General features: G+C 60.5%; 23 protein-coding genes. 16 read left to right on the top strand and 7 right to left on the bottom strand.

Features of this window, described 5'->3' with window-relative positions; all coding sequences use genetic code 11:
* Window positions 1-706: 706 nt before the first annotated feature.
* From KCG87_RS01500 to KCG87_RS01470, 7 genes are all read left to right on the top strand, one after another.
* Entirely contained in the window at window positions 707-2,065 is a 1,359-nt protein-coding gene (locus tag KCG87_RS01500) for a glutamine synthetase family protein (RefSeq protein WP_007967993.1), read from the top strand.
* Window positions 2,066-2,121: 56 nt separating this feature from the next.
* Window positions 2,122-3,486: an aspartate aminotransferase family protein gene (locus KCG87_RS01495; RefSeq protein WP_098966149.1), complete on the top strand. Its 1,365-nt coding sequence runs from the start codon at window positions 2,122-2,124 to the stop codon at window positions 3,484-3,486.
* A gap of 171 nt (window positions 3,487-3,657) precedes the next feature.
* The gene (locus KCG87_RS01490; RefSeq protein ID WP_098966147.1) at window positions 3,658-4,767 is read left to right on the top strand and encodes a polyamine ABC transporter substrate-binding protein; all 1,110 of its coding nucleotides are present in this window, start codon (window positions 3,658-3,660) and stop codon (window positions 4,765-4,767) included.
* A 187-nt stretch (window positions 4,768-4,954) separates the two neighbouring features.
* Window positions 4,955-6,052, top strand: coding sequence for a polyamine ABC transporter substrate-binding protein (locus KCG87_RS01485; protein ID WP_047596655.1), 1,098 nt, complete (start codon window positions 4,955-4,957; stop codon window positions 6,050-6,052).
* Between the two features lie 67 nt (window positions 6,053-6,119).
* On the top strand, window positions 6,120-7,262 hold the full coding sequence (gene potA, locus KCG87_RS01480) for a polyamine ABC transporter ATP-binding protein (RefSeq protein WP_003229245.1): 1,143 nt from the start codon (window positions 6,120-6,122) through the stop codon (window positions 7,260-7,262).
* Window positions 7,263-7,297: 35 nt separating this feature from the next.
* Window positions 7,298-8,179 carry an ABC transporter permease subunit gene (locus KCG87_RS01475; RefSeq protein ID WP_171061891.1) on the top strand — a complete coding sequence of 294 codons (882 nt, stop codon included), beginning with the start codon at window positions 7,298-7,300 and terminating at the stop codon, window positions 8,177-8,179.
* On the top strand, window positions 8,176-9,066 hold the full coding sequence (locus KCG87_RS01470; protein ID WP_027610518.1) for an ABC transporter permease subunit: 891 nt from the start codon (window positions 8,176-8,178) through the stop codon (window positions 9,064-9,066). Before KCG87_RS01475 ends, KCG87_RS01470 begins: the two co-directional genes overlap by 4 nt.
* 191 nt (window positions 9,067-9,257) lie before the next feature.
* Here KCG87_RS01470 and KCG87_RS01465 read toward each other — a convergent pair whose 3' ends face one another.
* Complete coding sequence (locus KCG87_RS01465) at window positions 9,258-9,899, bottom strand: HD domain-containing protein (protein WP_027610519.1); 642 nt, start codon at window positions 9,897-9,899, stop codon at window positions 9,258-9,260.
* A gap of 316 nt (window positions 9,900-10,215) precedes the next feature.
* On the opposite strand from KCG87_RS01465, the gene KCG87_RS01460 reads away from it, so the two are divergent.
* The gene (locus KCG87_RS01460; protein WP_210556384.1) at window positions 10,216-11,181 is read left to right on the top strand and encodes a GlxA family transcriptional regulator; all 966 of its coding nucleotides are present in this window, start codon (window positions 10,216-10,218) and stop codon (window positions 11,179-11,181) included.
* A 114-nt stretch (window positions 11,182-11,295) separates the two neighbouring features.
* Here KCG87_RS01460 and KCG87_RS01455 read toward each other — a convergent pair whose 3' ends face one another.
* Together KCG87_RS01455 and KCG87_RS01450 are read right to left on the bottom strand one after the other, a co-directional pair.
* A complete protein-coding gene (locus KCG87_RS01455; protein WP_210556386.1) occupies window positions 11,296-13,707 on the bottom strand; it encodes a penicillin acylase family protein in 2,412 nt (803 codons plus the stop codon).
* 102 nt (window positions 13,708-13,809) lie between these two features.
* On the bottom strand, window positions 13,810-14,388 hold the full coding sequence (locus KCG87_RS01450; RefSeq protein WP_210556388.1) for a DUF6436 domain-containing protein: 579 nt from the start codon (window positions 14,386-14,388) through the stop codon (window positions 13,810-13,812).
* Window positions 14,389-14,487: 99 nt separating this feature from the next.
* Between KCG87_RS01450 and KCG87_RS01445 the strand changes: the two genes are divergently transcribed.
* Window positions 14,488-15,435, top strand: coding sequence for an alpha/beta hydrolase (locus KCG87_RS01445; protein ID WP_210556390.1), 948 nt, complete (start codon window positions 14,488-14,490; stop codon window positions 15,433-15,435).
* Window positions 15,436-15,538: 103 nt separating this feature from the next.
* Here the strand turns inward: KCG87_RS01445 and KCG87_RS01440 are convergent, their stop codons facing one another.
* Entirely contained in the window at window positions 15,539-16,291 is a 753-nt protein-coding gene (locus tag KCG87_RS01440) for a DUF2059 domain-containing protein (RefSeq protein WP_097088904.1), read from the bottom strand.
* A gap of 108 nt (window positions 16,292-16,399) precedes the next feature.
* On the opposite strand from KCG87_RS01440, the gene KCG87_RS01435 reads away from it, so the two are divergent.
* Both KCG87_RS01435 and KCG87_RS01430 read left to right on the top strand, forming a co-directional pair.
* Window positions 16,400-17,032, top strand: coding sequence for a 2OG-Fe(II) oxygenase (locus tag KCG87_RS01435; RefSeq protein WP_210556392.1), 633 nt, complete (start codon window positions 16,400-16,402; stop codon window positions 17,030-17,032).
* A 1-nt stretch (window position 17,033) separates the two neighbouring features.
* Window positions 17,034-17,519 carry a DUF523 domain-containing protein gene (locus KCG87_RS01430; protein WP_210556394.1) on the top strand — a complete coding sequence of 162 codons (486 nt, stop codon included), beginning with the start codon at window positions 17,034-17,036 and terminating at the stop codon, window positions 17,517-17,519.
* A gap of 223 nt (window positions 17,520-17,742) precedes the next feature.
* On the opposite strand, the gene KCG87_RS01425 is transcribed toward KCG87_RS01430, so the two are convergent.
* Window positions 17,743-18,306, bottom strand: coding sequence for a transporter substrate-binding domain-containing protein (locus KCG87_RS01425; protein WP_098966133.1), 564 nt, complete (start codon window positions 18,304-18,306; stop codon window positions 17,743-17,745).
* 135 nt (window positions 18,307-18,441) lie between these two features.
* Here KCG87_RS01425 and KCG87_RS01420 point away from each other — a divergent pair, with 135 nt between their 5' ends.
* Window positions 18,442-18,867, top strand: coding sequence for a DUF4399 domain-containing protein (locus tag KCG87_RS01420; RefSeq protein ID WP_134784903.1), 426 nt, complete (start codon window positions 18,442-18,444; stop codon window positions 18,865-18,867).
* A gap of 62 nt (window positions 18,868-18,929) precedes the next feature.
* Here the strand turns inward: KCG87_RS01420 and serA are convergent, their stop codons facing one another.
* On the bottom strand, window positions 18,930-20,159 hold the full coding sequence (gene serA / locus KCG87_RS01415) for a phosphoglycerate dehydrogenase (protein ID WP_003229219.1): 1,230 nt from the start codon (window positions 20,157-20,159) through the stop codon (window positions 18,930-18,932).
* Window positions 20,160-20,363: 204 nt separating this feature from the next.
* Between serA and KCG87_RS01410 the strand changes: the two genes are divergently transcribed.
* From KCG87_RS01410 to KCG87_RS01395, 4 genes are all read left to right on the top strand, one after another.
* Window positions 20,364-21,758, top strand: a complete 1,395-nt coding sequence (locus tag KCG87_RS01410; protein ID WP_210556396.1) for an FAD-binding oxidoreductase — start codon at window positions 20,364-20,366, stop codon at window positions 21,756-21,758.
* A gap of 41 nt (window positions 21,759-21,799) precedes the next feature.
* Window positions 21,800-22,465, top strand: a complete 666-nt coding sequence (locus KCG87_RS01405; RefSeq protein ID WP_027610530.1) for a fumarylacetoacetate hydrolase family protein — start codon at window positions 21,800-21,802, stop codon at window positions 22,463-22,465.
* 301 nt (window positions 22,466-22,766) lie between these two features.
* Window positions 22,767-23,690, top strand: coding sequence for an SdiA-regulated domain-containing protein (locus KCG87_RS01400; protein WP_210556398.1), 924 nt, complete (start codon window positions 22,767-22,769; stop codon window positions 23,688-23,690).
* A gap of 130 nt (window positions 23,691-23,820) precedes the next feature.
* Complete coding sequence (locus KCG87_RS01395) at window positions 23,821-24,738, top strand: SdiA-regulated domain-containing protein (protein WP_210556400.1); 918 nt, start codon at window positions 23,821-23,823, stop codon at window positions 24,736-24,738.
* 149 nt (window positions 24,739-24,887) lie between these two features.
* Here KCG87_RS01395 and rpiA read toward each other — a convergent pair whose 3' ends face one another.
* A complete protein-coding gene (rpiA, locus tag KCG87_RS01390; protein WP_007913886.1) occupies window positions 24,888-25,562 on the bottom strand; it encodes a ribose-5-phosphate isomerase RpiA in 675 nt (224 codons plus the stop codon).
* Window positions 25,563-25,833 lie beyond the last annotated feature (271 nt).

Genomic DNA, 25,833 nt, shown 5'->3' with positions numbered 1-25,833 from the left:
ATATCAATCATTGATCTTTTCTGGTTTCAGTCAACCCGAACGGCCTGCCGAAGTCAAGCGAGGCCTTTTTTGCCCTAAAAAAGCGCTGCAAGGGCATTTATGGGGCACTTTGGGGCAGTTTTCTGTCCTTGGGACGCTTGGCACCCGCGGGCTTGAGCAGGCCGTGTTGTATTTTTTACGGGGGTGTTGTGTAAAAAAATGAACAAGGCTAAGCTCCGACCAAACCCATAACAGCAATAATACCGGGGTGCTTCATGTCTCGCCTGCCGTTAATCGGCATCACCGACTGCTCGCAACAGTCCGGTCTGCATGCTCATCACATCAGTGGCGACAAATCCGTCCGTGACGCGGCCAGCATGGGTCGTGGCGGGTCGACGAGGTTCTCGTGCGCATCAGGCCCAACGGCAACGTCCGATATTCTGGACGCACGGGACAGCATCCTGTTTATGGCGTCTCCTTCCAATATAGATCCCTTTGAGTCCCAAAGCCTGTGCCGCTTCCAAAGCCGTGCTCATGATTCTGCACGCCTTGAATGTGCACAGGAAATGCAACGCCAGCGTAAAGGGCAGGTAAGCTCCTCTTTCATTGTCTATGCGCGGTGCCAGGCGTAAGCCGGTACTGCGCGCAAGCAAGCCCCCTTTAACGCGACGCCACGGCGTCAAACTTTGCCTGACACGATGTCAGGAGACTCAGCCCAGAGGCATTTATGAGTAACAACCTCGACCAGCTCACCGATTGGTTGAAAGACCACAAGATCACAGAAGTCGAATGCATGATCGGCGACTTGACCGGTATCACCCGGGGCAAGATCTCGCCGACCAACAAGTTCATCGCCGAAAAGGGCATGCGCCTGCCGGAAAGCGTTCTGTTGCAGACCGTGACCGGCGACTACGTCGAAGACGACATCTATTACGAACTGCTCGACCCGGCCGACATCGACATGATCTGCCGTCCCGACCAGAACGCCGTGTACCTGGTGCCATGGGCCATCGAGCCGACCGCTCAGGTGATCCACGACACCTACGACAAGCAAGGCAACCCGATCGAGCTGTCGCCGCGCAACGTCCTCAAGAAAGTCCTGAAGCTCTATGCCGACAAGGGCTGGCAGCCAATCGTGGCGCCGGAGATGGAGTTCTACCTGACCAAGCGCAGTGACGACCCCGACTATCCGCTGCAGCCGCCAATCGGCCGCTCGGGCCGTCCGGAAATCGGTCGTCAGTCGTTCTCGATTGAAGCGGCGAACGAATTCGACCCGCTGTTCGAAGACGTCTACGACTGGTGCGAACTGCAGGAGCTGGACCTCGACACGCTGATCCACGAAGACGGCACGGCGCAGATGGAAATCAACTTCCGTCACGGCGATGCACTGTCGCTGGCCGATCAGATTCTGGTGTTCAAGCGCACCATGCGCGAAGCCGCGCTCAAGCATGACGTGGCCGCAACCTTCATGGCCAAGCCGATGACCGGTGAGCCGGGCAGTGCCATGCACCTGCACCAGAGCATCATCGACATCGAGACCGGCAAGAACGTGTTCTCCAATGAAGACGGGACCATGAGCCAGCTGTTCCTGCACCACATCGGTGGCCTGCAGAAACTGATCCCGGAATTGCTCCCGCTGTTCGCGCCGAACGTCAACTCGTTCCGCCGCTTCCTGCCGGACACTTCGGCGCCGGTGAACGTGGAGTGGGGCGAAGAGAACCGCACCGTGGGCCTGCGCGTACCGGATGCCGGCCCGCAGAACCGTCGTGTGGAAAACCGCCTGCCGGGCGCTGACGCCAACCCTTACCTGGCGATTGCCGCGAGTCTGCTCTGCGGCTACATCGGCATGGTCGAGGGCCTCAACCCGAGCGCGCCGGTCGTGGGCCGTGGTTACGAGCGCCGCAACCTGCGCCTGCCGCTGACCATCGAGGACGCGCTGGAGCGTATGGAAAACAGCGCAACCATCGAGAAATACCTGGGCAAGACCTTCATCACCGGCTACGTCGCGGTCAAGCGGGCCGAGCATGAAAACTTCAAGCGCGTGATCAGTTCCTGGGAGCGTGAGTACCTGCTCTTCGCCGTCTGATACGCCGGGCGCGGCTGGCAGCAGCCGCGCCTTCACCGATAACAAGGAGAATTGGCATGACCAGCAACAACCCGCAAACCCGTGAGTGGCAAGCCCTGAGCAGCGATCACCACCTGGCCCCGTTCAGCGATTTCAAGCAGCTGAAAGAGAAGGGTCCACGGATCATCACCAACGCCAAGGGCGTGTACCTGTGGGACAGCGAGGGCAACAAGATCCTCGATGGCATGGCGGGTCTGTGGTGCGTGGCGATCGGTTATGGCCGCGATGAGCTGGCCGACGCAGCTGCCAGGCAGATGCGCGAACTGCCTTACTACAACCTGTTCTTCCAGACCGCGCACCCACCGGCGCTGGAACTGGCCAAGGCCATCGCCGACGTGGCGCCGCAAGGCATGAACCACGTGTTCTTCACCGGTTCCGGCTCCGAAGGCAACGACACCATGCTGCGCATGGTTCGCCATTACTGGGCGATCAAGGGCCAGCCGAACAAGAAAGTCATCATCAGCCGCAAGAACGGTTATCACGGTTCCACCGTGGCCGGCGCGAGCCTGGGTGGCATGACCTATATGCACGAGCAGGGCGACTTGCCGATTCCGGGCATCGTCCATATCGCGCAGCCGTACTGGTTCGCCGAGGGCGGCGACATGTCGCCGGAAGAGTTCGGCATCTGGGCGGCCAATCAGCTGGAAGAGAAGATTCTCGAAGTCGGCGTGGACAACGTCGGTGCGTTCATTGCCGAGCCGATTCAGGGCGCCGGCGGCGTGATCATTCCGCCAGAGACTTACTGGCCGCGCATCAAGGAAATCCTTGCCAAGTACGACATCCTGTTCGTCGCTGACGAGGTGATCTGCGGTTTCGGCCGTACCGGCGAGTGGTTCGGTTCGGATTTCTACGACCTGAAGCCGGACATGATGACCATCGCCAAAGGCCTGACGTCCGGCTACATCCCGATGGGTGGCCTGATCGTGCGTGACGAAGTGGTGAAAGTGCTCAACGAAGGCGGCGATTTCAACCACGGCTTCACCTACTCCGGGCACCCGGTGGCGGCGGCGGTGGGGCTGGAAAACATCCGGATTCTGCGCGACGAGAAAATTATCGAGAACGCGCATAACGAAACGGCACCGTATTTGCAGAAACGTCTGCGTGAACTCAACGACCACCCGTTGGTGGGCGAAGTGCGCGGCGTTGGTCTGCTGGGGGCGATCGAGCTGGTGCAGGACAAGGCCACTCGCAAGCGTTACGAAGGTCGGGGCGTGGGCATGATCTGCCGGCAGTTCTGCTTCGATAACGGCCTGATCATGCGCGCCGTGGGCGACACCATGATCATTGCGCCGCCGCTGGTGATCAGCAAGGCGGAGATCGATGAGCTGGTGACCAAGGCACGTAAATGCCTGGACCTGACCCTCAGTGCGTTGCAGGCCTAAGTGCTAGGCTTCGAGCGGGGGAGCTGCGGCGCTCTCGCTCGAAGGTGTCAGAAAGGTTGGCCTTTTCTTGAAAGACCGCCTCCGATCTTGCCAGACTAGCCGCGGTTCCAGTTGTCCGGGTTCGGCCGCTGAACAAAGTGGTTCAAAAAAGAAAAATTTGGAGCATGACGCATGAAGGCATTAGGTAAAAAGCTTGCTGGCAAGACTCTTCTCGCTTTGTCCGTTGCGGGCATGATGGCGGGTGCGGTTCACGCGGACGACAAGGTGTTGCACGTCTACAACTGGTCCGACTACATCGCTCCTGACACCATCGCCAACTTCGAGAAAGAGTCCGGGATCAAAGTCGTCTACGACGTATTCGACAGCAACGAAACCCTGGAAGCCAAACTGCTGGCGGGCAAATCCGGTTACGACGTGGTTGTGCCGTCGAACAACTTCCTGGCCAAGCAGATCAAGGCGGGCGTTTATCAGGAGCTGGACAAGTCCAAGCTGTCCAACTACGGCAACCTGAACAAATCGCTGCTCAAGGCGGTTTCGGTCAGCGACCCGGACAACAAGCACGCCTTCCCGTACATGTGGGGCTCGATCGGCATCGGCTACAACCCGGAGAAGGTCAAGGCTGCACTGGGCGTCGACACCATCGATTCCTGGGACACTCTGCTCAAGCCGGAGAACATCGCCAAGCTCAAGGGCTGCGGTGTGAGCTTCCTCGACTCGCCGACCGAAATGCTCCCGGTCGCGCTGCACTACCTGGGCCTGCCAACCGACAGCCAGAAGAAAGAAGACATCAAGAAAGCCGAGGAACTGTTCCTCAAGATTCGTCCTTCGATCACCTACTTCCACTCCTCCAAGTACATCTCGGACCTGGCCAACGGCAACATCTGCGTAGCGGTCGGCTACTCGGGTGACGTGCAGCAGGCCAAGTCCCGTGCCGCCGAGGCCGGTGACAAGGTCAAAGTCAGCTACGCCATTCCGAAGGAAGGTGCCGGCAGCTTCTATGACATGGTCGCGATTCCGAAAGATGCGGAAAACATCGACGGCGCCTACAAGTTCATGAACTACCTGCTGCAACCGAAAGTGATGGCCGAGATCACCAACGCGGTGCGCTTCCCTAACGGTAACGCCGAAGCGACCCAGTACGTGAACAAGGACATCACCTCCGATCCAGGCATCTACCCGCCAGCCGACGTGCAGGCCAAGCTGTATGCGATCGCCGATTTGCCGGCCGCTACCCAGCGTGAACTGACCCGCAGTTGGACCAAGATCAAATCCGGTAAATAAGCCGGTTTGAAGCAACAACCACTGGCCGTCGTCGCCGCGACGGCGGCCAGCGGATCAATTAAATGACAGGAAGTTTTGCAGGAACGGTTTTTCGAGGGTAAGTTGCGCGCCGGTTTGGTTGCCGGGCAGCCATGGCTGTCATGTAACGCGGGGCAACTTGGGCCCAACTAATTTAGAGGACCTCCACTTGCCTATTTTTTCTTCTTTGCGCAAAGCCCTGCTGGCCACTGCCGGCCTGACGATCGCTGTCGGAGCCCAGGCCGCCGGTACGGTGCATATTTATAACTGGTCGGATTACATCGGCGAGACCACTCTGGCCGACTTCGAGAAAGCCACCGGGATCAAACCGGTGTACGACGTGTTCGATTCCAACGAGACCCTGGAAGGCAAGCTGCTGGCCGGGCGTACCGGTTACGACGTGGTCGTGCCGTCGAACCACTTCCTCGGCAAACAGATCAAGGCGGGCGCGTTCCAGAAGCTCGACAGGTCGCAGTTGCCGAATTATTCGAATCTCGATCCGGTGCTGCTCAAGCGCCTGGAACAGAACGACCCGGGCAACCAGTACGCCGTGCCGTACCTGTGGGGCACCAACGGCATCGGCTACAACGTCGAGAAAGTCAAAGCGGTGCTCGGCATCGACAAGATCGACTCCTGGAGCGTGCTGTTCGAGCCTGAGAACATCAAGAAGCTGCACAGCTGTGGCGTCGCGTTCCTCGACTCGGCCGATGAAATGATGCCGACCGTGCTCAACTACATGGGCCTGAACGCCAACAGCACCAATCCGAAGGACTACGCCAAGGCCACCGACAAACTGCTGGCCGTGCGTCCCTACGTGACCTACTTCCACTCGTCGAAATACATCGGTGATCTGGCCAACGGCGACATCTGTGTGGCCATCGGCTTCTCCGGCGATATCTTCCAGGCCAAACACCGTGCCGAAGAAGCCAAGAAGGGCGTGAACATCGCCTACTCGATTCCGAAAGAGGGCGGCGCGCTGTGGTTCGACATGCTGGCGATTCCGAAGGACTCGTCCAACGTCAAAGAGGCCCACGCCTTCATCAACTATTTGCTGAAACCTGAGGTGATCGCTCAGGTCAGTGATTACGTCGGTTACGCCAACCCGAACCCAGGGTCGGACAAGCTGATGGAACAGTCCATCCGCACCGATGAAGCGGTTTATCCACCGCAAGCAGTCCTCGACAAGACTTACGTGTCGGTCGAGTTGCCACCCAATATTCAGCGTTTGATGACCCGTAGCTGGACCAAGGTCAAGTCGGGCAAGTAAGGCACAAACTATCCTGGGTTCGTCCGCGTTGGGCGAACTGCACTGTTTTTTTCTGGGAGTTTCGTAAATGGCAGTTGCCTCCGGCGCCTATAAGAAAGCCCTCGAGGGCGACCAGACACCTAAGCAGGTGTTGGTCAAAATCGACCGGGTCACGAAGAAGTTCGACGAGACGATTGCCGTGGACGATGTGTCCCTGGAAATCAAGAAAGGCGAGATCTTCGCCCTGCTCGGCGGCTCGGGATCGGGCAAATCCACGCTGCTGCGGATGCTGGCAGGTTTCGAACGGCCCACGGAGGGGCGCATTTTCCTCGACGGCGTCGACATCACCGACATGCCGCCGTACGAGCGACCGATCAACATGATGTTCCAGTCGTACGCGTTGTTCCCGCACATGACTGTGGCGCAGAACATCGCCTTCGGCCTCAAGCAGGACAAGATTCCCAACGCCGAGATCGACGCGCGCGTGGCCGAGATGCTCAAGCTGGTGCAGATGAGCCAGTACGCCAAGCGCAAGCCGCATCAACTGTCCGGCGGTCAGCGCCAGCGTGTGGCTCTGGCGCGTTCGCTGGCCAAGCGGCCGAAACTGCTGCTGCTCGACGAGCCGATGGGCGCACTGGACAAGAAACTGCGTTCGCAGATGCAGCTGGAGCTGGTGGAAATCATCGAGCGCGTGGGTGTGACCTGCGTGATGGTGACCCACGACCAGGAAGAAGCCATGACCATGGCCGAGCGCATCGCGATCATGCACCTCGGCTGGATCGCCCAGATCGGCAGCCCGATCGACATTTACGAAACCCCGACCAGCCGTCTGGTCTGCGAATTCATCGGCAACGTGAACATCTTCGAAGGCGAAGTGATCGACGACGCCGAAGGCCACGCGACGATCACCTGCAAAGACCTCGACCGGCAGATCTACGTCGGCCACGGCATCAGCACTTCGGTACAGGACAAATCCGTGACCTACGCGATTCGTCCGGAGAAGCTGCTGGTCACCGCCGAAATGCCGACCTGCGAATACAACTGGTCGAGCGGCAAGGTGCATGACATCGCCTACCTCGGCGGCCACTCGGTGTTCTACGTCGAATTGCCGAGCGGCAAGCTGGTGCAGTCGTTTGTCGCCAACGCCGAACGTCGCGGCCAGCGTCCGACCTGGGGCGATCAGGTTTACGTGTGGTGGGAAGACGACAGCGGCGTGGTACTTCGCTCATGAACATGCGCAAGTTCAAACGACGGCTCAACCGAATAATTCCCAATGGCCGGCAACTGGTCATCGGGGTTCCGTTCATCTGGCTGTTCCTGTTCTTCATGCTGCCGTTCTTCATCGTCCTGAAGATCAGCTTCGCTGAAGCCGACGTGGCCATCCCGCCGTACACCGAGATCTACACCTTCGCCGAGCAGAAGCTGCAACTGCTGCTGAACCTGGGCAACTACGCGATGCTGGGCGACGACGAGTTGTACATCGCCGCCTACCTCGGCTCGCTGAAGATGGCGTTCTTCAGCACGCTGCTGTGCCTGCTGATCGGCTACCCGATGGCCTACGCCATCGCCAGTGCGCGCAAAGAGCTGCAGACGGTGCTGGTGCTGCTGATCATGATGCCGACCTGGACTGCGATCCTGATCCGTGTGTATGCGTGGATGGGCATTCTCAGCAACAACGGTCTGCTCAACGGTTTCCTGATGAGCATGGGCTTTATCGACGAGCCGCTGCAGATCCTCAACACCAACCTGGCGGTCTATATCGGCGTGGTTTATTCGTACCTGCCGTTCATGATCCTGCCGCTGTACGCCAACCTGGTGAAGCACGATCAGAGCCTGCTGGAAGCAGCGTCCGACCTCGGTTCGAGCACCTTCAACAGCTTCTGGAAAATCACTATTCCGCTGTCCAAGAACGGGATCATTGCCGGCTGCATGCTGGTGTTCATCCCGGTGGTCGGCGAGTTCGTGATCCCGGAACTGCTTGGCGGCCCGGAAACCCTGATGATCGGTAAAGTGCTCTGGCAAGAGTTCTTCAACAACCGTGACTGGCCGGTGGCGTCCGCCCTGGCGGTGGTGATGCTGGCGATCCTGATTGTGCCGATCATCCTGTTCAACCGCAGTCAGGCCAAGGAAATGGAGGGCAAAGAATGAAACGCATCCGTTTCTCCAGCCTGATGCTGGTACTGGGTCTGTTGTTCATCTACCTGCCGATGCTGATCCTGGTGATCTACTCGTTCAACGCCTCGAAACTGGTGACGGTGTGGGGCGGCTGGTCGATCAAGTGGTACGTCGGCCTGCTCGACAACACCCAACTGATGGGCTCGGTGGTGCGCTCCCTGGAAATCGCCTGCTATACCGCCGTTGCCGCGGTGGCGCTGGGTACGCTGGCCGCCTTCGTGCTGACCCGCATCACCCACTTCAAGGGCCGTACGCTGTTCGGTGGCCTGGTCACCGCGCCGCTGGTGATGCCGGAAGTGATCACCGGTCTGTCGCTGTTGCTGCTGTTCGTAGCCATGGCGCAGATGATCGGCTGGCCGCAGGAACGTGGCATCGTCACCATCTGGATCGCCCACACGACGTTCTGTGCGGCGTATGTGGCGGTGGTGGTGTCGGCGCGTCTGCGTGAGCTGGACCTGTCGATCGAAGAAGCGGCGATGGATCTGGGTGCGCGGCCGTGGAAGGTGTTCTTCCTGATCACCATCCCGATGATCGCGCCATCGCTGGCAGCGGGCGGCATGATGTCGTTCGCCCTGTCGCTGGACGACCTGGTGCTGGCGAGCTTCGTTTCCGGCCCGGGTTCGACCACTCTGCCGATGGAAGTGTTTTCCGCGGTGCGTCTGGGCGTGAAGCCTGAGATCAACGCCGTGGCCAGCCTGATTCTGCTGGCGGTGTCGATCGTGACGTTCATGGTGTGGTTCTTCAGCCGCCGCGCCGAAGAAGCGCGCAAGAAAGCCATCCAGCAAGCCATCGAAGAAGGCGCCGCCGATTCGTGGAAGCAACCGGACGTGCGCCGCGCGCCTGCGCCGGAAGCGGCTTAAAGCAAACTCGGGTTGGCCCCTTTATCAAGGCCAACCCAAATCCAACTGTGGGAGCGGGCTTTTGTGGTGAGGGGATTTATCCCCGATGGGTTGCGAAGCGGCCCCCTCTCTTGATTCAAAAAGAAAGGGACTGCTACGCAGTCCATCGGGGATAAATCCCCTCACCACAGGGCACACCCCCACATTGGGTATTAGGCAGTCCAGGGAGATTGGCGGATGACCTCAACAAAATTCATCGGCTTGAACCCCGGCTCCTGATCCACCAGCACATCGGTCTTCACGTTGCCAAACGTGGTCTGCGGACGATGGCGCAAGCCGTCGGCAAACGCGCAGATGATGCACTCCTTGAAACCTTCCCCGCGTGGATGCGCATGCACCACCGCCTCGCGCTGGGTGCTGCTGAACGCCGCGTAATCCATGCCCAGCACGTCCATCTCGACCCCGGCGGTGACCAGCGCGACGGTCGGCCGCAAGTGCTTTGGCACGCCTGGCGTGGTGTGCAGGGCAATCGACAGCCAGACTTGCTCGATGTCGTCATCGCTCAGCCCGTACGGTTTGAGAAACGCCGCGGCCGCGTTGGCGCCATCCACTTCGAAACGCTCGTCAGCACTGCGATAGCCCTCGACCAGACCGAGGTCGTGGAACATCGCGCCGACGTACAGCAGCTCCGGGTTGTAGGCCAGTTGTTGGCGCTCGCCGCTCAATGCGCCGAACAGAAACACCCGGCGCGAGTGGTGGTAGAGCAGGTCGGATTCGATGTCGCGAATGTACTCGGTGGTGGCCCGGGCGAGGGCGCTGTCGGGGATTTTGATGCCGGCAATGGTCGTGCTCATAAGGTGTTTCCTCGTCGAAAACGCCGTCGTGGCGCTGATGGATGGAGTCTGTTCCCCGAGGCACTAAACGGACAATCAACGCATGGCTGCGATCCTTGCCAATCGACCTGCAAATCGTGCCAACCTCGCTTGTTGAACCTGGATTGGCTAGGGTTGGCTCAATCAACAAGGCAGGCACGGCCCATGTGGGAGCGGGCTTGCTCGCGAAAGCGGTGTGTCATTCAACAGATAAGTTGAATGTAAGGGCCCTTTCGCGAGCAAGCCCGCTCCCACAGGGATTTGTGTTTGCCACAGGCATTGAGGACATTGGAGGCTTATGAACAAAACCATCGCCATCGTGGTATTTCCCGGCGTGCAGGCGCTGGATGTCAGCGGGCCGATGGATGTGTTCGCCGAGGCCAACCGGTTTCTGCCGCCCGAGGATCACTATCAACTGGAGGTGATCGGCCTCGAACGCGGGCCGATGGCCTGCTCCAACGGGTTGAACCTCAGTGCTCACCGGCACTTCAGCGAAGCGCTCGACGCTTGGGACCTGCTGCTCGTCGCCGGCGGCCCGCAGTTGCCGTTCATGGATTTCGGTAAAAGCTTCGACACCTGGCTGCGCGAGGCCTGCACCCGTGCGCGGCGCTTTGGCTCGATCTGCAACGGCGCGTTCATGCTGGCGCGGGCGGGACTGCTGGAAGGGCGCACCGTGACCACCCACTGGAACGATGCCGAAGCCTTGGCACAGTTGTGTCCATCGACTCAAGTCGAGGCCGATCGCCTGTACGTCGAGGACGGTGCGCTCTACACCTCAGCCGGGGTCACCGCCGGGATCGATCTGTCGTTGTACCTGCTGGCCCGCGATCACGGCGCTGAAGTGGCGCTGAGTGTGGCCAAGCGACTGGTGGTGTTCACCCAGCGCTCCGGCGGGCAATCGCAGTTCAGCCCGTTCCTCACACCGCATGCGGAGTCGACGTCAGCGGTGGCGATGGTGCAGTTGTATGTGCTGGCCAACCTCACCGGGGATTTGACGATTGCCGATCTGGCGAATGCGGCGAACATGAGTGCGCGCAATTTCTCCCGGGTGTTCGCCCGCGAGGCCAGGGTCACCCCGGCAGAGTTCGTCGAAAGTGCGCGAGTGGATGCGGCGCGGGTGCTGCTGGAAAGCACCACGGCACCGCTGAAGACCGTGGCCTATCAGTGCGGGTTTCGCGATGCGCAGCACATGCGCAGTGTGTTCAACCGTCGATTGGGCGTGACGCCGCAGCAGTTTCGGTTGAATTTTGCGTTGATGCTCTGAGAGATGTGTTGAGTTGGCGGGCCCCATCGCGAGCAGGCTCACTCCTACAATTGGAATGCGTTCCCCTGTAGGAGTGAGCCTGCTCGCGATAGGGCCCGTCCGGCTAACCGAGAACTATTGGGCAGCCCGCGCCGGCAACAGCTTCAAGGTACTACGGGTATTGGCCGTCACCTCTTCCTCGCTGAAATGCGCCTGCACATACATCCCCTCGACGTACTCCTCGGCCTGATCGTCGTAATGGCTGTCGAACGGCACACCGCTCTGGCCGACCGGGTTGATGGTCAGGCTGTGCGCCGGGTCGGCGAAGTCCACCAGGCGCCGCGTCGAAGGTCCATAGGTCACCGGCCATGGCGCCGGGCCGAGCTTGGCCGAGAGATTGTTCGGCACTTCATGACTGCCGGGCGCAGCGAACGGCCCGACATTGACGATCCGGTCCAGCGGCTTCTGCTGACCCAACGGATGACCGTGGGTCAGGGTGTGCGCCGTGCCCCATTGCCAGTCGGGCGGGTTGTCGCCGAGGGTCTGTTTCAGGTGCACCATGCTCGCCTGCCACGCCGCTTTGACGACGTCGGCGCGAGTCTCCTTGTTCGGTGTGTTGCGGTTGTCCCACCACGGCGAGTCCGCATTCGCCGCCAGGCGCGGCAGGGCGGCATCGATCACTCGGGTCGACAGCAGGGTCTCGAAGAAATCGTTGCCCAGCTCATCACGCATCGCCGCATCGGCGAGATCGTAGAGGAACTGGTTGAACACTGTGGCGTTGACCGAATCCAGCGGATAGTCGCCTTGCCACTGCGCCAGTTGCTCGACCAGTTTCAGTTGCGCCGGATCGCTCACCACTTCCCGCAACACCGGCAGCAATGGCGCCAGGGTACGCGGGCCGTAGGCGGTGGTGGTGCCCAGTTGCAGCTTCTGGTTGGCCTCGTTGCTCCATTTCACGCTCTTGTCGCTGAGCTGGCGGTTGAGCTGCTGGCCGCGATCGGCGAGGTTGTAGTAACCGGGGATTTCCATTCCGGTCGGCGACAGCGGCTGGAAGTTGGCCGAGACGATGTAGCCGCGCGCCGGGTTTTCTTCCTGCGGGTTGGCGCTGAACGGGTAGTAGCCGTCCTTGTCCGCCTGATTGCTGCTGCCGTCGAGAATGAACTCCGGCTTTACCCCGGCCGGGCGTTTCGGCAACAGCGCCGAGGCCCACCATGCAATGTCACCCTTGGCGTTGGCGTAGACGATGTTCAGCCCCGGCGCCTGCACCTTGGCTGCCGCCGCACGGGCCTTGGCCAGGGTGTCGGCGCGGTTGAGCTGGTAGAAACCTTCGAGGATCGGGTTCGGCGTTTCGAGAAACGCCCACCACATGGCGATCGGCGTTTTACCGGCGGCAGTGCCGAGGGCGTCGTTGACGATCGGGCCGTGGGGCGACTGGCGCAAGGTCAGCGTCACCGGCGTCTGGCCCTTCACCGCGATCTGCTGCTCGGAGCTGACCAGATCGGTCCACTGGCCGTGGTACCAGACCTGATTCGGGTTGTCCGGGTTGACCTTCTCGGCGATCAGATCCAGATCGTCGTTCTGGAACATGGTCAGGCTCCAGCCGAAATCGAGGTTGTGCCCCAGGAACGCGAACGGCACCAGTGCCTGATGATGGCCGTAGAGCTCAAAGCCCGGCGCCGACAGTTGCGCCTCGTACCACACCGACGGCACCGAGAAGCGAATGTGCGGGTCACCGGCCAGCAGCGGTTTGCCGCTCTGGCTACGGCTGCCGGCGATCACCCAGGCGTTGCTGCCTTCGAATTGCGGCAGGCCGTTTTCAATCAGCGCCTGCTCGCTGAGGCGGGCGAGGGCGTTGAGGTCTTGCCAGTCACCGGCGGCGAGGGTCGGCGACTTCTTGGCCTGACCTTTGACGAGCACGCCTTTGGGCTGCCAGTCGAGGTCGAAGACGTTGAGGTAATCAGCGCCGAGTTGATCGCGCACGTAGGTCAGCAGTGGCTCGGTGCGAAACGCGGCGGCAAAGCTGTAGGCCATGTAACCGGCGACGCTGATGCTGTCTTCGGCGGTGAACGGCCGCTTGGGGATGCCCAGCACGTCGAACTCGATCGGCGCGGCGTGGCTGTCCTGATATTGGTTGATGCCGTCCAGATAGGCTTGCAGGGCCTTCCACGCCGGTGACTGCTTATCGAGACTGGCGACATAACGGGCGGCGCGTTCGCGAATGCGCAGGCTGCGGAACAGTTTGTCGGTGTCGAGCAGCTTCGGCCCGAGCACTTCGGCCAGCTCGCCGCGGGCCAGGCGGCGCATGGCTTCCATCTGGAACAGTCGGTCCTGGGCATGCACGTAACCGAGGGCGCGATATAGGTCGGTTTCGTTCTCGGCACGAATGTGCGGCACCCCGCGAACGTCATAGCGCACGGTCACCGAGCCTTGCAGATTGCGCAGCTCCACCTGGCCCTGACGCGTCGGTTGCTTGCTATAGACGTACCCGCCGACACCGGCGAGCAGGACAACGATGAGCAAGGCAAGAACGGTGAAGACGCGTTTCATGGTGACTCCTTGTGCATGCGGGATTGCCGCCCGTCGGGCTGCAAACAATTAGCACAGACCTTCCGTGCCGTGCATCGCTGTCCTCGAAAAGTCCGGAATGCCTTACTGCGCCAGCACCGGCCACGGGCAATAACACCCGACCGCCAGGGTGTGCGTGGCGTTGACCGGGCGATCTTCGGTCAGGGCATTGAGGATCGGTTCGATAAAACTGTTGCTGGAATTGCAGGTCAGCCCTTCGCTGTAGGGGCCGAAGTACGCCAGTTTGCCGCTGCGGTCCCAGATCGCCACGGCGGGGCTGGCCGGGATCTGCTCGGAACCGGGCAATACCGCGATGGTTTTCAGATTGCTCAGGGGGGCGGGTAACTGGCCGTGGGAGCCGGCGCGCTGCACGGCGAAGAATTCCACACCGCGCGCGCCGTACTGCTCGACCATCTCGATCAGGTGCTGTTGATTGCCGACGTTGCACGGGCAGGCCGGGTCCCAGAAGTGCACGAGACGGATTTTGCCGGGGCCGGCCAGTTCATCCGGCAGGCGCAACGGATCCCCGGAAAACACCGCGGTGTGCTGACTGAACGCGCGCAGATAGCGTCCCTGAAACCAGTCGTACGCCGCCCACAGCACCCCGGCACACACAAGCGCGAGCAGGCTGGCAAACAGTGCGGTGCGGTAGGGCGAGCGCATGGTTTTTCGATCCTCGAAGGGGGGCTAGCTTGCCATGCTTGCCGCAACAGATGAATATCGCAGGCCGATAAAGTCTGTTTACCGCTTTGGAATACCCGCATGCCTGACACTTTCGATGCCGATCATTTACGCGCCAGCCTCAAGCCTTTGGCCCAGTGGCAGCCGTTGTCGGACGAAGCTAAGGCGTATCAGCGGTTCTATCAGACCGACTTTCCCGAGCGCGATGTCTGGCGCGGCATGGGCCGGTTCGAGGTGGACGGTTATGAGCTGGTCAGCCATTGCTGGTGGCCGGAGAAGGTCAAGGGCACGCTGTTTCTGCTGCACGGTTTTTACGATCACACCGGGCTGTATCGGCATGTGATCGAGTGGGCGCTGGATCAGGATTTTGCCGTCATCGCCTGCGACTTGCCGGGCCATGGTTTGTCGAGTGGACCGCGGGCGAGCATCCGCGACTTCTCCGAATATCAGGACACGTTGCAGGCGTTGTTCGCTGAAGCCAGTTCGATTGCCCTGCCGCAACCCTGGCATCTGTGCGGACAAAGCACTGGCGGCGCGATCGTCGTCGATCATGTGCTCAACCATGGCGAGAACAGTCCGGCGCAGGGCCAGTTGATTCTGCTGGCGCCGCTGGTGCGTCCGCGCGCCTGGGGCTGGTCGCAGCTCAGTTATTACCTGCTGAGGCCTTTCGTGCGGGGCGTCACCCGGCGCTTCAGCGAGAACTCCAACGACCCGGATTTCCTGCCGTTTCTGCAGGCCGATCCGTTGCAGCCCAAACGCTTGCCGACGGCGTGGGTCGGTGCGCTGTCGCGCTGGATCATCCGTGTGGAACACGCGAAAAAAAGTCCGCGACGGCCGCTGATCATTCAGGGGCAGGCGGACATGACCGTGGACTGGCAGCACAACTTGCAGGTACTGAAGTGGAAGTTCGACCGGCCGCAGATTCTGCTGCTGCCGGAGGCGCGGCATCATCTGGCGAACGAGACGCTGGAAATGCGCGAGGAGTATTTCGAGTTTCTGAACAAGCGGATCAGGGGCAGAAATTTATAGTGTTTGTAAGGGCCTCTTCGCGAGCAAGCCCGCTCCCACATGAAACCGCGATCACCTGTGGGAGCGGGCTTGCTCGCGAAGGCGGCCGGTCAGGCAATAAAGATCACTGACCAAGGTTCGAGGAGCTTTGCCCCACCGCCAACCCCGCCCGAATCGCCGCCAGCGCCGCCTGGTAATACGCCTTGCCCTCGCTGGACTCGGCGAAGGTCGCGAACTGCTCCAGTTCGTCATCCGACAGATCGCGATAAACGTAGAGCAGCGTGTTGTTCAAATCGGCACCGATCTGCTCCATCAAGCGCTGGCGCTGACCGTTCAACATGCCTTGCGCCTGACCGCCGCCGAGCAGACCGGGAATCATCGAACTCAAACTGTCCGCCGCCACCCCCGCAATTGCCAGACTGACTTCGGCGCCGGCCTCGCGCGCCGGCAGCGCTTGCGCCAGATGGCCGATGATCAGCAGGCGGCTGTCGCTGGCCTGCATCTTCGGCAGGCCCTTGGCGTTCTTCGCCAGTTGATCGCGACGGGTGGCGAGCAATTCAGCGGCGACGATTTTCTTGCCCAGCGGCGATTGAAAGAACGTCAGCGCCGGTTGTGGATCGGCCAGGTGCTGGCGCAATTGCGCTTCGGCACGCTGATCCATGGCTTGGGGGGCGAAGCGCTGGTTGCTGTTGTTGACCAGGGCTTGAAACACCGCCGGCGGCAGGTTGTTCTGGTAGCGCTGCTGCGCGGCACTCAGGGCATCATTGAAATGCGCACGTTGATCTGGCCAGCCGGCGATCTTGTACAGCTGATCGTGGCCGTCCGCCCAGGCGGGCAAAACGCAGAACATCAACAGTGAAAAAAGCAAACGGCGCATAGGGACTCCTGTCAGCAGCGGACTATTCTCCGTGCGGTGCCGGTACTTGTCGAGAATTCGTAGCAAGCCGCTGCGTGGCTCTGTCGGATTTCCTGCCGCCGGCATACTATGCGCGCCATGCAAATATCCTCTGAACACCCGCTGCTGTTACGCATCGTCGACGACCTGGCCGAACACGGCTGGTCGCAGCAGAACATTTTCCTGCCCGCAGGTTTGACCCGCGAGCTGGCGGCCGAGTGCCGCAAACGTGAGGCCGAGGGTGAACTGGCGCCGGCAGCGGTAGGCCGTGGGCCGTTTTCAGAGATTCGCGAGGGTATTCGTGGCGACCACATCCAGTGGATCGACCCGGGCCAGGCCGAGGCCAGCGACCGTTATCTGAACCTGATGGAAAGCCTGCGCGAGGCGCTCAATCGCGGGCTGTTCCTCGGGCTCGAGGATTTCGAGTGCCACTTCGCCCTGTATCCGCCGGGCGCGTTTTACCGTAAGCACGTTGACCGTTTTCGCGACGATGACCGGCGCATGGTTTCGGTGGTGGTCTACCTCAATGACGCGTGGTTGCCGGAAGACGGCGGTCAGCTGCGCATGTACCTGGACGATGAGCGCGTCCACGACGTGCAACCCACCGGCGGCTGTCTGGTGGTGTTCCTCTCCGGCGAGGTGCCGCATGAAGTGCTGCCGGCGCACCGCGAACGCCTGTCGCTGACCGGCTGGTTCCGTCGCCGTGGCAACGAGCCGTTCTGATATGCAGAAGATTCTGGTCAGCCGCTGCCTGTTGGGCCACCGCGTGCGTTACGACGGCGGGGCCAGCGGGCCGTTCGATCTGCTCGAACAGTGGATCGTCGAGGGCCGTGTGGTGCCGCTGTGTCCCGAAGTGGCTGGCGGTTTGCCAACCCCGCGTGCTGCGGCGGAAATCCCCGGCGGGCAGGGCGCCGAAGTGCTCGATGGCACGGCGGCGGTGATCACCACCGAAGGCGAGGACGTCAGCGCGCAGTTTCTCGATGGTGCGCGGCAAGCGCTGGCGCTGGTGCAAAAGCATGACATCCGCGTTGCGGTGCTCAAGGCCAACAGTCCTTCCTGCGGAAACTTGCTGACCTATGACGGGACGTTCAGTGGGGTGAAGGTCTCGGGAGAAGGCGTTACGGCGGCGCTGCTTAAACGCCATGGGGTTGAAGTCTTCAGTGAACTCGAACTGCCACAAGCCGCACTGGCCCTGGCTGCTTTGGACTGATCCGCAATTGTTGCCCTCACCCCAGCCCTCTCCCAAGGGGAGAGGGGGCCGACCGAGGTGTCTGGCGCTGTCCATCGACCTGAAAGACCTTGGCGATTGTGGATTCGGCAAAGCAATGGCCAGTCGATTTCGGATCGATACATCCATTTCAGGTCGGCGTATTTCTGCAACATTCCCCATTCAGTCCCCTCTCCCTCCGGGAGAGGGCTAGGGTGAGGGGCTTTTAAGGTTTAAACCACTTCTCGGACAACGCCGCCAATCGCCCATCTGCCTTGATCCGCTCCATCGCGCTCGCAAGACTGGCCTGAAACGCCGGATTACCCTTCTGAAACGGAATCGCCAACTCCACCGGCACCGCCGCCTTCGGCTTCTCCTCGGTCAGCGCCTGTACCAGCACCATCGGTCGAGGCTGCTCATCCTTCTTCGCCAGCAGCTGCGAATCGACCTTGCCGTAAGGCTCGCTGACGTCGAAACGATCCTTGAGTTCAGGTGTCAGTGCTATGTGGTTGAGCGCAACGTCGTACTTGCCGCTTTCAACGCCCTGGAGCAGGTCGGCTTCGTCGGTGACGATGAAGTCGGCGCGCACATCCAGCTCGTTGGCCAGCAGTTGCCCAAGCTCGACCTCGAACCCCGTGAGTGTGTCGCCATCCTTGAAATTGAAGGGCGGTGTATTAGCCTCAAGGGCAATGCGCAACTCGCCACGGTCGTTGACGTCATCAATCAGTTCGGCGTGAGCCAGAGGGCTCAGAAGGGGTAGCAGGCAGATCAGGCCAGGCAGAAAGCGCATGGTCACTCCTTTGAAGTCATTATTGCGATGCTCTGAGTCAGGCTCGCTTTGCTATGGTTGTCGAGTGCCTTCGACAACGAATGGTCATGAAGTTGTCATGACCGCGCGGATTTTACGGAAAAACTGGAGAAGAGAATGAAAACGTTTATGTCACGAGCAGCCTTGGCTGGCCTGTTGATGGGTGTTTCAATGCTGGCCAGTGCAGCGACCCCGGCACCCAAAGGCGCCGAAGTGTTCATCGTTTCTCCCGAAGACGGGGCCACGGTTTCTCAGGAGTTCAAGGTCAAGTTCGGGGTCAAGGACGTTGCGCTGGCACCCGCCGGTGACGTCACCAAAAACACCGGACACCATCACCTGCTGATTGATGCCAAGGAAATCGTTCCGGCCGGTTCCGTCGTGCCGACCGACGCCAACCACATGCACTTCGGCAAGGCACAGACCGAGGCCACGATCAAACTGGCCCCGGGCAAGCACACCTTGCAACTGGAGCTGGGCGACAGCGGCCACATGGCGTTCGATCCGCCGATCGTGTCGAAAAAGATCACCGTCAACGTCGAATGACGTTTTCGCACGCATGAAAAAGGGAGCCCGAAGGCTCCCTTTTTTTGTCGCTCAGCGTCGGATCAGAACAACACGCGGCTACGGATAGTACCGTTGACGTGTTGCAGCTTCTCTTGCGCCAGCTCCGAGTACTCGGCGTCGACGTCGATCACCACGTAACCGACTTTCTCGTTGGTCTGCAGGAACTGACCGGAGATGTTGATACCGTTTTCGGCGAAGACCTTGTTGATCTCGCTCATCACACCCGGGATGTTCTCGTGGATGTGCAGCAGGCGGTGCTTGCCAGGGTGGGCCGGCAGGGCCACTTCCGGGAAGTTCACCGACGACACCGAAGTACCGTTGTCGCTGTACTTGACCAGTTTTTCCGCCACTTCCAGACCGATGTTGGCTTGCGCTTCGGCAGTCGAACCACCGATGTGCGGGGTCAGGATCACGTTGTCCAGGCCACGCAGCGGGCTTTCGAACTCTTCGTCGTTGGAGCGTGGCTCCACCGGGAACACGTCGATGGCCGCGCCGATCAGGTGCTTGTCCTTGATCGCGTCCGCCAGGGCGTCCAGCTCGACCACGGTGCCGCGCGCGGCGTTGATCAGGATGCCGCCCTTCTTGATGGCGCGGATTTCCTTCTCGCCGATCATCCACTGGGTCGCCGCGGTTTCCGGAACGTGCAGGGTGACGATGTCGGACATGCCCAGCAGCTCGTGCAGGTTGCCGACCTGAGTGGCGTTGCCCAGCGGCAGCTTGGTCACGGTGTCGTAGAAGAACACCTGCATCCCTAAGCCTTCCGCCAGAACCGACAGCTGCGTACCGATCGAGCCGTAGCCGACGATGCCGAGTTTCTTGCCACGGATCTCGAAGGAGTTGGCTGCGGATTTGATCCAGCCGCCACGGTGGCAGGAAGCGTTTTTCTCAGGGATGCCGCGCAGCAGCAGGATCGCTTCGGCCAACACCAGTTCCGCGACGGAGCGGGTGTTGGAGTACGGCGCGTTGAACACGGCGATGCCGCGCTCGCGGGCAGCACTCAGGTCAACCTGGTTGGTGCCGATGCAGAAACAGCCGACCGCGACCAGCTTCTTCGCGTGATCGAAGATCTCTTCGGTCAGTTGGGTGCGCGAACGAATGCCGATGAAGTGAGCATCAGCGATCTTTTCCTTGAGCTCGGCTTCCGGCAAGGAGCCTGTCAGGTATTCGATGCTGGTGTAGCCCGCCGCCTTGAGGACGTCGACAGCCGATTGGTGGACGCCTTCGAGAAGAAGGAACTTGATCTTGCTCTTATCGAGAGAAGTCTTGCTCATCTGCGTAAACCTGTATCCCGGAGAAAAATGGCAGGAAATGGTCAACAGACATTGACCTGGACGACAAGAAAGCCGTCACCGCAGAACTGGCCTTGGGCACTGGCCTGCGGGGTCGGTATGCTAGCATAGCCACCCCGCTAAACACTCATTCCTGCGACGTGAAGCGTCTTCAGGATGACCATGAATTGTTCGAGAGTTCTGTCGATGACCAATCCTGCCCTGATTGATGAACTGAAGACCCTGGTCGAGCCTGGCAAGGTCCTGACCGACGCCGACTCCCTGAACGCGTACGGCAAGGATTGGACCAAGCACTTCGCGCCCGCGCCGTGCGCCATAGTGTTTCCCAAGACCATCGAACAGGTGCAGGCCATTGTCCGTTGGGCCAATACCCACAAAGTGGCGCTGGTGCCATCCGGCGGGCGAACCGGTCTTTCTGCCGCTGCCGTTGCCGCTAATGGCGAAGTGGTAGTGTCGTTCGACTACATGAACCAGATTCTCGACGTGAACCTCACTGACCGCACCGCCGTGTGTCAGCCGGGCGTGGTCACCGAGCACCTGCAGAACGTCGCCGAAGAAAACGGCCTGTACTACCCGGTGGACTTCGCTTCGGCCGGTTCCAGCCAGATTGGCGGCAATATCGGCACCAATGCCGGCGGGATCAAGGTGATTCGTTACGGCATGACCCGTAACTGGGTCGCCGGCCTGAAAGTGGTCACCGGCAAGGGCGATGTGCTGGAGCTGAACAAGGACCTGATCAAGAACGCCACCGGCTACGACCTGCGCCAGCTGTTCATCGGCGCCGAAGGCACCCTCGGCTTTGTGGTCGAAGCGACCATGCGTCTGGATCGCGCACCGAAAAACCTGACCGCCATGGTCCTCGGCACCGCCGACTTCGACTCGATCATGCCGGTGCTCCACGCCTTCCAGGGCAAGCTTGATCTGACCGCGTTCGAATTCTTCTCCGACAAGGCCCTGGCCAAAGTGCTGGGGCGTGGCGACGTACCGGCGCCGTTCGAAACCGAGTGCCCGTTCTACGCATTGCTGGAATTCGAAGCGACCAGCGAAGAAGTGGCCAACACGGCGCTGGAAACCTTCGAACACTGCGTCGAGCAAGGCTGGGTGCTGGACGGTGTGATGAGCCAGAGCGAAACCCAGCTGCAGAACCTGTGGAAGCTGCGCGAGTACATCTCCGAGACCATCTCGCACTGGACGCCGTACAAGAACGACATCTCGGTCACCGTGTCGAAAGTCCCGGCATTCCTGCAGGAAATCGACGCGATCGTCGGCGAATACTACCCGGACTTCGAAATTGTCTGGTTCGGCCACATCGGCGACGGCAACCTGCACTTGAATATCCTCAAGCCGGATAACCTGAGCAAGGACGAGTTCTTCGCCAAGTGCGCGACCGTCAACAAGTGGGTGTTCGAAACCGTCGAGAAATATAACGGTTCGATCTCCGCCGAGCACGGCGTGGGCATGACCAAGCGCGACTACTTGACCTACAGCCGTTCTCCGGTCGAAATCGAGTACATGAAAGCGGTCAAAGCGGTGTTCGACCCGAACGGCATCATGAACCCGGGCAAGATCTTCGCGGTTTGATTGGCAATCCCTGATGAATCAATGAAGGCAGGAGTCGGTAAATGAGCTATCAGCACCAGTACGTCGACGGCACGCGCATTCACTTCCCGATCGGGAAAGTGGTGTGCATTGGCCGTAATTACGCCGAACACGCCAAGGAACTGGACAACCCGGTGCCTACCGAGCCGTTGCTGTTCATCAAGCCAGGCAGTTGCGTGGTGCCACTGGAAGGCGGTTTCAGCATTCCGACCGAGCGCGGTTCGGTGCACTACGAAGCGGAAATCGCCGTGTTGATCGGCAAGCCGCTGTCGACTAAGCCGAGCCGTGAAGAAGTGCTCGACGCGATCTCCGGGTTCGCCCCGGCGCTGGACCTGACCCTGCGTGACAAGCAGGCCGAGCTCAAGTCCAAGGGCCTGCCATGGGAAATCGCCAAGTCGTTCGACGGCGCGGCGGTGATTGCCCCGTTCGTGGTCGGCAGCACTTTCCCTGACCTGACCGACATCGGCATTCGCCTGACCATCAACGGCGAAGTACGCCAGGACGGCAACAGCAGCGCGATGCTCAACCCGATCGTGCCGATGATCCAGCACATGGCCGGCTGCTTCTCGCTGCAGGCCGGCGACGTGATCCTCACCGGCACGCCAGTGGGCGTCGGCCCGCTGAATGTCGGCGACGACATCGTGCTGGAACTGGTTGGCGCGAGCAGCTTCAGCAGCAGCGTACGTTAATCGCGAAACCGTAACACCCTGTGGGAGCGAGCCTGTTGTGGTGAGGGGATTTATCCCCGATGGCCTGCGCAGCAGTCCCAGTTTTTGGGGCCGCTTCGCAGCCCATCGGGGATAAATCCCCTCACCACAGTGCTCGCTCCCACATCGCTTTGTGGTGTCCTGAAGAAGGTTGGCAGCACACGACAATCCCGTCATTTGCCGTTTTTTTCACATTCTGTCCGGATAATTCCTCTCATTCTGGCGTCTGAGCCGGCCTCTTTGTGCTATTACCCATAGCCTGAATATTCGGAACGCGTCCCTGATGTCCGCTCAAACTCAGCTCAAAACTTCCCGTCGTTCACGTTTTGCCCTGCGCTGGTATGTCTGGCTGTTGCTGGTGCTCGCTGTCGTTTATGGCGTGGCGCACATCATGCATTGGGACGACCGTGGCCTGCTGTGGCTGCGCGAGCGACTCGAGACTCAGGCTGAGCAGAAGGCAAGCATCTGGTTGCCGGATTATCGGGCGGTGATCGACGGCAAACTGCTGCCGGGCATGGAAAAGGACGAGGCCTCGGACCTGTCCTACAACCCGCAGACCAAAACCCTGTTTTCGGTGATGGGCAAGAATCCGTTTCTGGTCGAACTGACCCTGCAGGGTGATGTGCTGCGCAAGATGCCGCTGGTGGGCTGGAGCAATCCGGAGGGCGTGACCGTGATGGAAAACGGCCTGATGGCGATCGTCGATGAGCGCGAACACCTGCTGACCATCGTCAAGGTCGATGCCAACACCCGCGAGCTGAATATCGCCGACTTCCCGAAATACGACCTCGGCCCGTCGAAGAACCAGAACAAGGCCTTTGAGGCGATCACCTGGGATCCGCGCAACCAGCAGTTGCTGCTGGGCGAAGAGCGGCCGCCAGCGCTGTTCACCTGGAAAAGCGACGGCAGCCAGATCCTCAAGGGCGACAAGCAGAAGCTGGCCAATGATGAACTGGACATTCGCAACCTCTCGGCACTGGCCATCGACCCGCGTACCGGCCACACCCTGGTGCTGTCGGCCGACTCGCACCTGTTGCTGGAACTGGACGAGAAGGGCGAGCAGGTCAGCTTCATGACCCTGCTTGGCGGCTTCAATGGTTTGAAGGACACCATTCCCCGTGCCGAAGGCGTGACCATGGACGACGCCGGTACGCTGTACATGGTCAGCGAGCCGAACCTGTTCTATCGCTTCGAAAAGCAGAAATAACCACCTTTCACTAATCCTCATGTAGGAGCTGCCGCAGGGTTGTCTTGTGGCCTGAGGCAAGTGGCCATTAAGCTTCAGTTCAGACAGGCGTGATATTTCATCCGCCTGTTTTGATCCCGAGCCTGCCTGAATGCGTCGACTTGCCCGCCCCAAGCCCCTGTTTATCATCCTGTCGGTTGTTGTCCTGATCGTGTTGATCGCGATCGGCCAATACCTGCGCCTGTTCGAGCGCGCCTGGTTCAATCTGCATACCTTGTGGCAGCCGTTGAGCAGCGAGGCCATTGGTCTGGATCAATACCGGGTCGAGGTCGAGGCCAGGATCATCGACGGCCTGAACGACGATGTCTCGGCGCTGACCTACGATCCGGTGCGCAAAAGCCTGTTCACCGTGACCAACAAGAATGCCGAGTTGGTCGAGTTGTCCCTCGACGGCAAAATCCTGCGGCGCATCGCGCTGATCGGCTTCGGCGATCCTGAAGCGGTGGAGTTCATCAGCGCCGACACCTATGTGATCACCGACGAGCGCCAGCAACGCCTGATCAAGGTGCATCTGGAGCGGGACACCACGTTCCTTGATGCGGCGGACGCTGAACAGATGACTCTGGGCGTGCACATGAGCGGCAACAAGGGCTTCGAAGGCTTGGCGTATGACTCGGTGGGCAAGCGCCTGTTCGTCGCCAAGGAACGTGACCCCATGCTGATTTATGAGGTGCACGGTTTTCCGCACTTCAATCCGGAAAAGTCCTACGCGGTACACGTGATCAACAACCCCAAGCGCGATGCCGGGATGTTCGTGCGCGATCTGTCGAGCCTGCAATACGACGAGCGCAGCGGCCATTTGCTGGCGCTGTCCGACGAGTCGGGGCTGATTCTGGAGCTGGATGTGGACGGGCGGCCGTTGAGCACACTGTCACTGAACAAGGGGCGGCAGGGTTTGCAGAAGAGGGTGCCGCAAGCCGAAGGCATTGCGATGGATGACGACGGGACGTTGTATCTGGTGAGTGAACCGAACTTGTTTTACGTCTTCAAGAAACCTGCGCAAAACTGACTGACACCCCAAAAAACCAAATGTGGGAGCGGGCTTGCTCGCGAATGCGGTGTATCAGACAAATTAATGTATCTGACACACCGCATTCGCGAGCAAGCCCGCTCCCACAGGGGGTAACGCAATTACCCTCAAGAATGGGGCGGCCGGGCTTACTCAGCCTTCAGGGTTTTCACACCTTCGCTGGTGCCCAGCAGCAACAGATCCGCCGGACGCGCCGCGAACAGGCCATTGGTGACCACGCCGACGATCGCGTTGATCTGCGCTTCCAGCTCCACCGGGTTGGTGATCTGCAGGTTGAACACGTCGAGGATGATGTTGCCGTTGTCGGTCAGCACGCCTTCGCGGTACACCGGGTCGCCGCCCAGTTTCACCAGTTGACGGGCCACGTGGCTGCGAGCCATCGGGATCACTTCGACCGGCAGCGGGAATTCGCCCAGCACCGGCACCAGTTTGCTGGCGTCGGCGATGCAGATGAAGGTTTTGGCCACGGCCGCGACGATCTTTTCGCGAGTCAGGGCGGCGCCGCCACCCTTGATCAGGTTCAGGTGCGCGTCGCTCTCGTCGGCGCCGTCGACGTAGAACTCCAGGTCGCTGACCGTGTTCAGCTCATACACCGGAATCCCGTGGCCCTTGAGGCGTGCGGCAGTGGCTTCGGAGCTGGCAACCGCGCCATCGAACGCGCCCTTGTGCTGGGCCAGTGCATCGATGAAGCAGTTGGCGGTGGAGCCGGTGCCGACCCCGACGATGCTCTTGTCGTCGAGTTTCGGAAGGATGAAGTCGACGGCGGCCTGAGCCACTGCCTGTTTGAGTTGATCCTGGGTCATGCGGGCTCCGGAAGCGGGCAAGGTGAGAACGGAAAGGCCGGCATTATAGGCCCCGCGACAAGGCAGGGGGAAACACTCCTGTGGTGAGGGGATTTATCCCCGATGGAGGGCGAAGCGCTCCCCAGCACTCCTCCCAAATATTGCGCTCTCAGGTTGACGACGGCTGCGCCGCCGATCGGGGATAAATCCCCTCACCACAATGAGGTTTACATCACAAACTGTTCGCCCCAGCTAAAACCCCCTGTTCAGTGTGGTCGTGCGCCCAAAAGCC

The sequence above is a fragment of the Pseudomonas sp. MWU347 genome (assembly GCF_017947305.1).
Taxonomy (GTDB): Bacteria; Pseudomonadota; Gammaproteobacteria; order Pseudomonadales; family Pseudomonadaceae; genus Aquipseudomonas; species Aquipseudomonas putida_A.
This window is presented reverse-complemented; position numbering and strand designations above follow the sequence as displayed.

Excerpts from the sequence above, each read along its gene's own strand:
- KCG87_RS01490 (WP_098966147.1), top strand. The coding sequence starts at position 3,658 with ATGAAGGCATTAGGTAAAAAGCTTGCTGGCAAGACTCTTCTCGCTTTG.
- KCG87_RS01455 (WP_210556386.1), bottom strand. The coding sequence starts at position 13,707 with ATGAAACGCGTCTTCACCGTTCTTGCCTTGCTCATCGTTGTCCTGCTC.
- KCG87_RS01425 (WP_098966133.1), bottom strand. The coding sequence starts at position 18,306 with ATGCGCTTTCTGCCTGGCCTGATCTGCCTGCTACCCCTTCTGAGCCCT.
- KCG87_RS01435 (WP_210556392.1), top strand. The coding sequence starts at position 16,400 with ATGCGCGCCATGCAAATATCCTCTGAACACCCGCTGCTGTTACGCATC.
- KCG87_RS01495 (WP_098966149.1), top strand. The coding sequence starts at position 2,122 with ATGACCAGCAACAACCCGCAAACCCGTGAGTGGCAAGCCCTGAGCAGC.
- KCG87_RS01405 (WP_027610530.1), top strand. The coding sequence starts at position 21,800 with ATGAGCTATCAGCACCAGTACGTCGACGGCACGCGCATTCACTTCCCG.
- KCG87_RS01465 (WP_027610519.1), bottom strand. The coding sequence starts at position 9,899 with ATGAGCACGACCATTGCCGGCATCAAAATCCCCGACAGCGCCCTCGCC.
- KCG87_RS01450 (WP_210556388.1), bottom strand. The coding sequence starts at position 14,388 with ATGCGCTCGCCCTACCGCACCGCACTGTTTGCCAGCCTGCTCGCGCTT.
- KCG87_RS01430 (WP_210556394.1), top strand. The coding sequence starts at position 17,034 with ATGCAGAAGATTCTGGTCAGCCGCTGCCTGTTGGGCCACCGCGTGCGT.
- KCG87_RS01420 (WP_134784903.1), top strand. The coding sequence starts at position 18,442 with ATGAAAACGTTTATGTCACGAGCAGCCTTGGCTGGCCTGTTGATGGGT.
- serA (WP_003229219.1), bottom strand. The coding sequence starts at position 20,159 with ATGAGCAAGACTTCTCTCGATAAGAGCAAGATCAAGTTCCTTCTTCTC.
- KCG87_RS01395 (WP_210556400.1), top strand. The coding sequence starts at position 23,821 with ATGCGTCGACTTGCCCGCCCCAAGCCCCTGTTTATCATCCTGTCGGTT.
- KCG87_RS01460 (WP_210556384.1), top strand. The coding sequence starts at position 10,216 with ATGAACAAAACCATCGCCATCGTGGTATTTCCCGGCGTGCAGGCGCTG.
- KCG87_RS01445 (WP_210556390.1), top strand. The coding sequence starts at position 14,488 with ATGCCTGACACTTTCGATGCCGATCATTTACGCGCCAGCCTCAAGCCT.
- KCG87_RS01410 (WP_210556396.1), top strand. The coding sequence starts at position 20,364 with ATGACCAATCCTGCCCTGATTGATGAACTGAAGACCCTGGTCGAGCCT.
- KCG87_RS01400 (WP_210556398.1), top strand. The coding sequence starts at position 22,767 with ATGTCCGCTCAAACTCAGCTCAAAACTTCCCGTCGTTCACGTTTTGCC.
- KCG87_RS01440 (WP_097088904.1), bottom strand. The coding sequence starts at position 16,291 with ATGCGCCGTTTGCTTTTTTCACTGTTGATGTTCTGCGTTTTGCCCGCC.
- KCG87_RS01470 (WP_027610518.1), top strand. The coding sequence starts at position 8,176 with ATGAAACGCATCCGTTTCTCCAGCCTGATGCTGGTACTGGGTCTGTTG.
- rpiA (WP_007913886.1), bottom strand. The coding sequence starts at position 25,562 with ATGACCCAGGATCAACTCAAACAGGCAGTGGCTCAGGCCGCCGTCGAC.
- potA (WP_003229245.1), top strand. The coding sequence starts at position 6,120 with ATGGCAGTTGCCTCCGGCGCCTATAAGAAAGCCCTCGAGGGCGACCAG.
- KCG87_RS01500 (WP_007967993.1), top strand. The coding sequence starts at position 707 with ATGAGTAACAACCTCGACCAGCTCACCGATTGGTTGAAAGACCACAAG.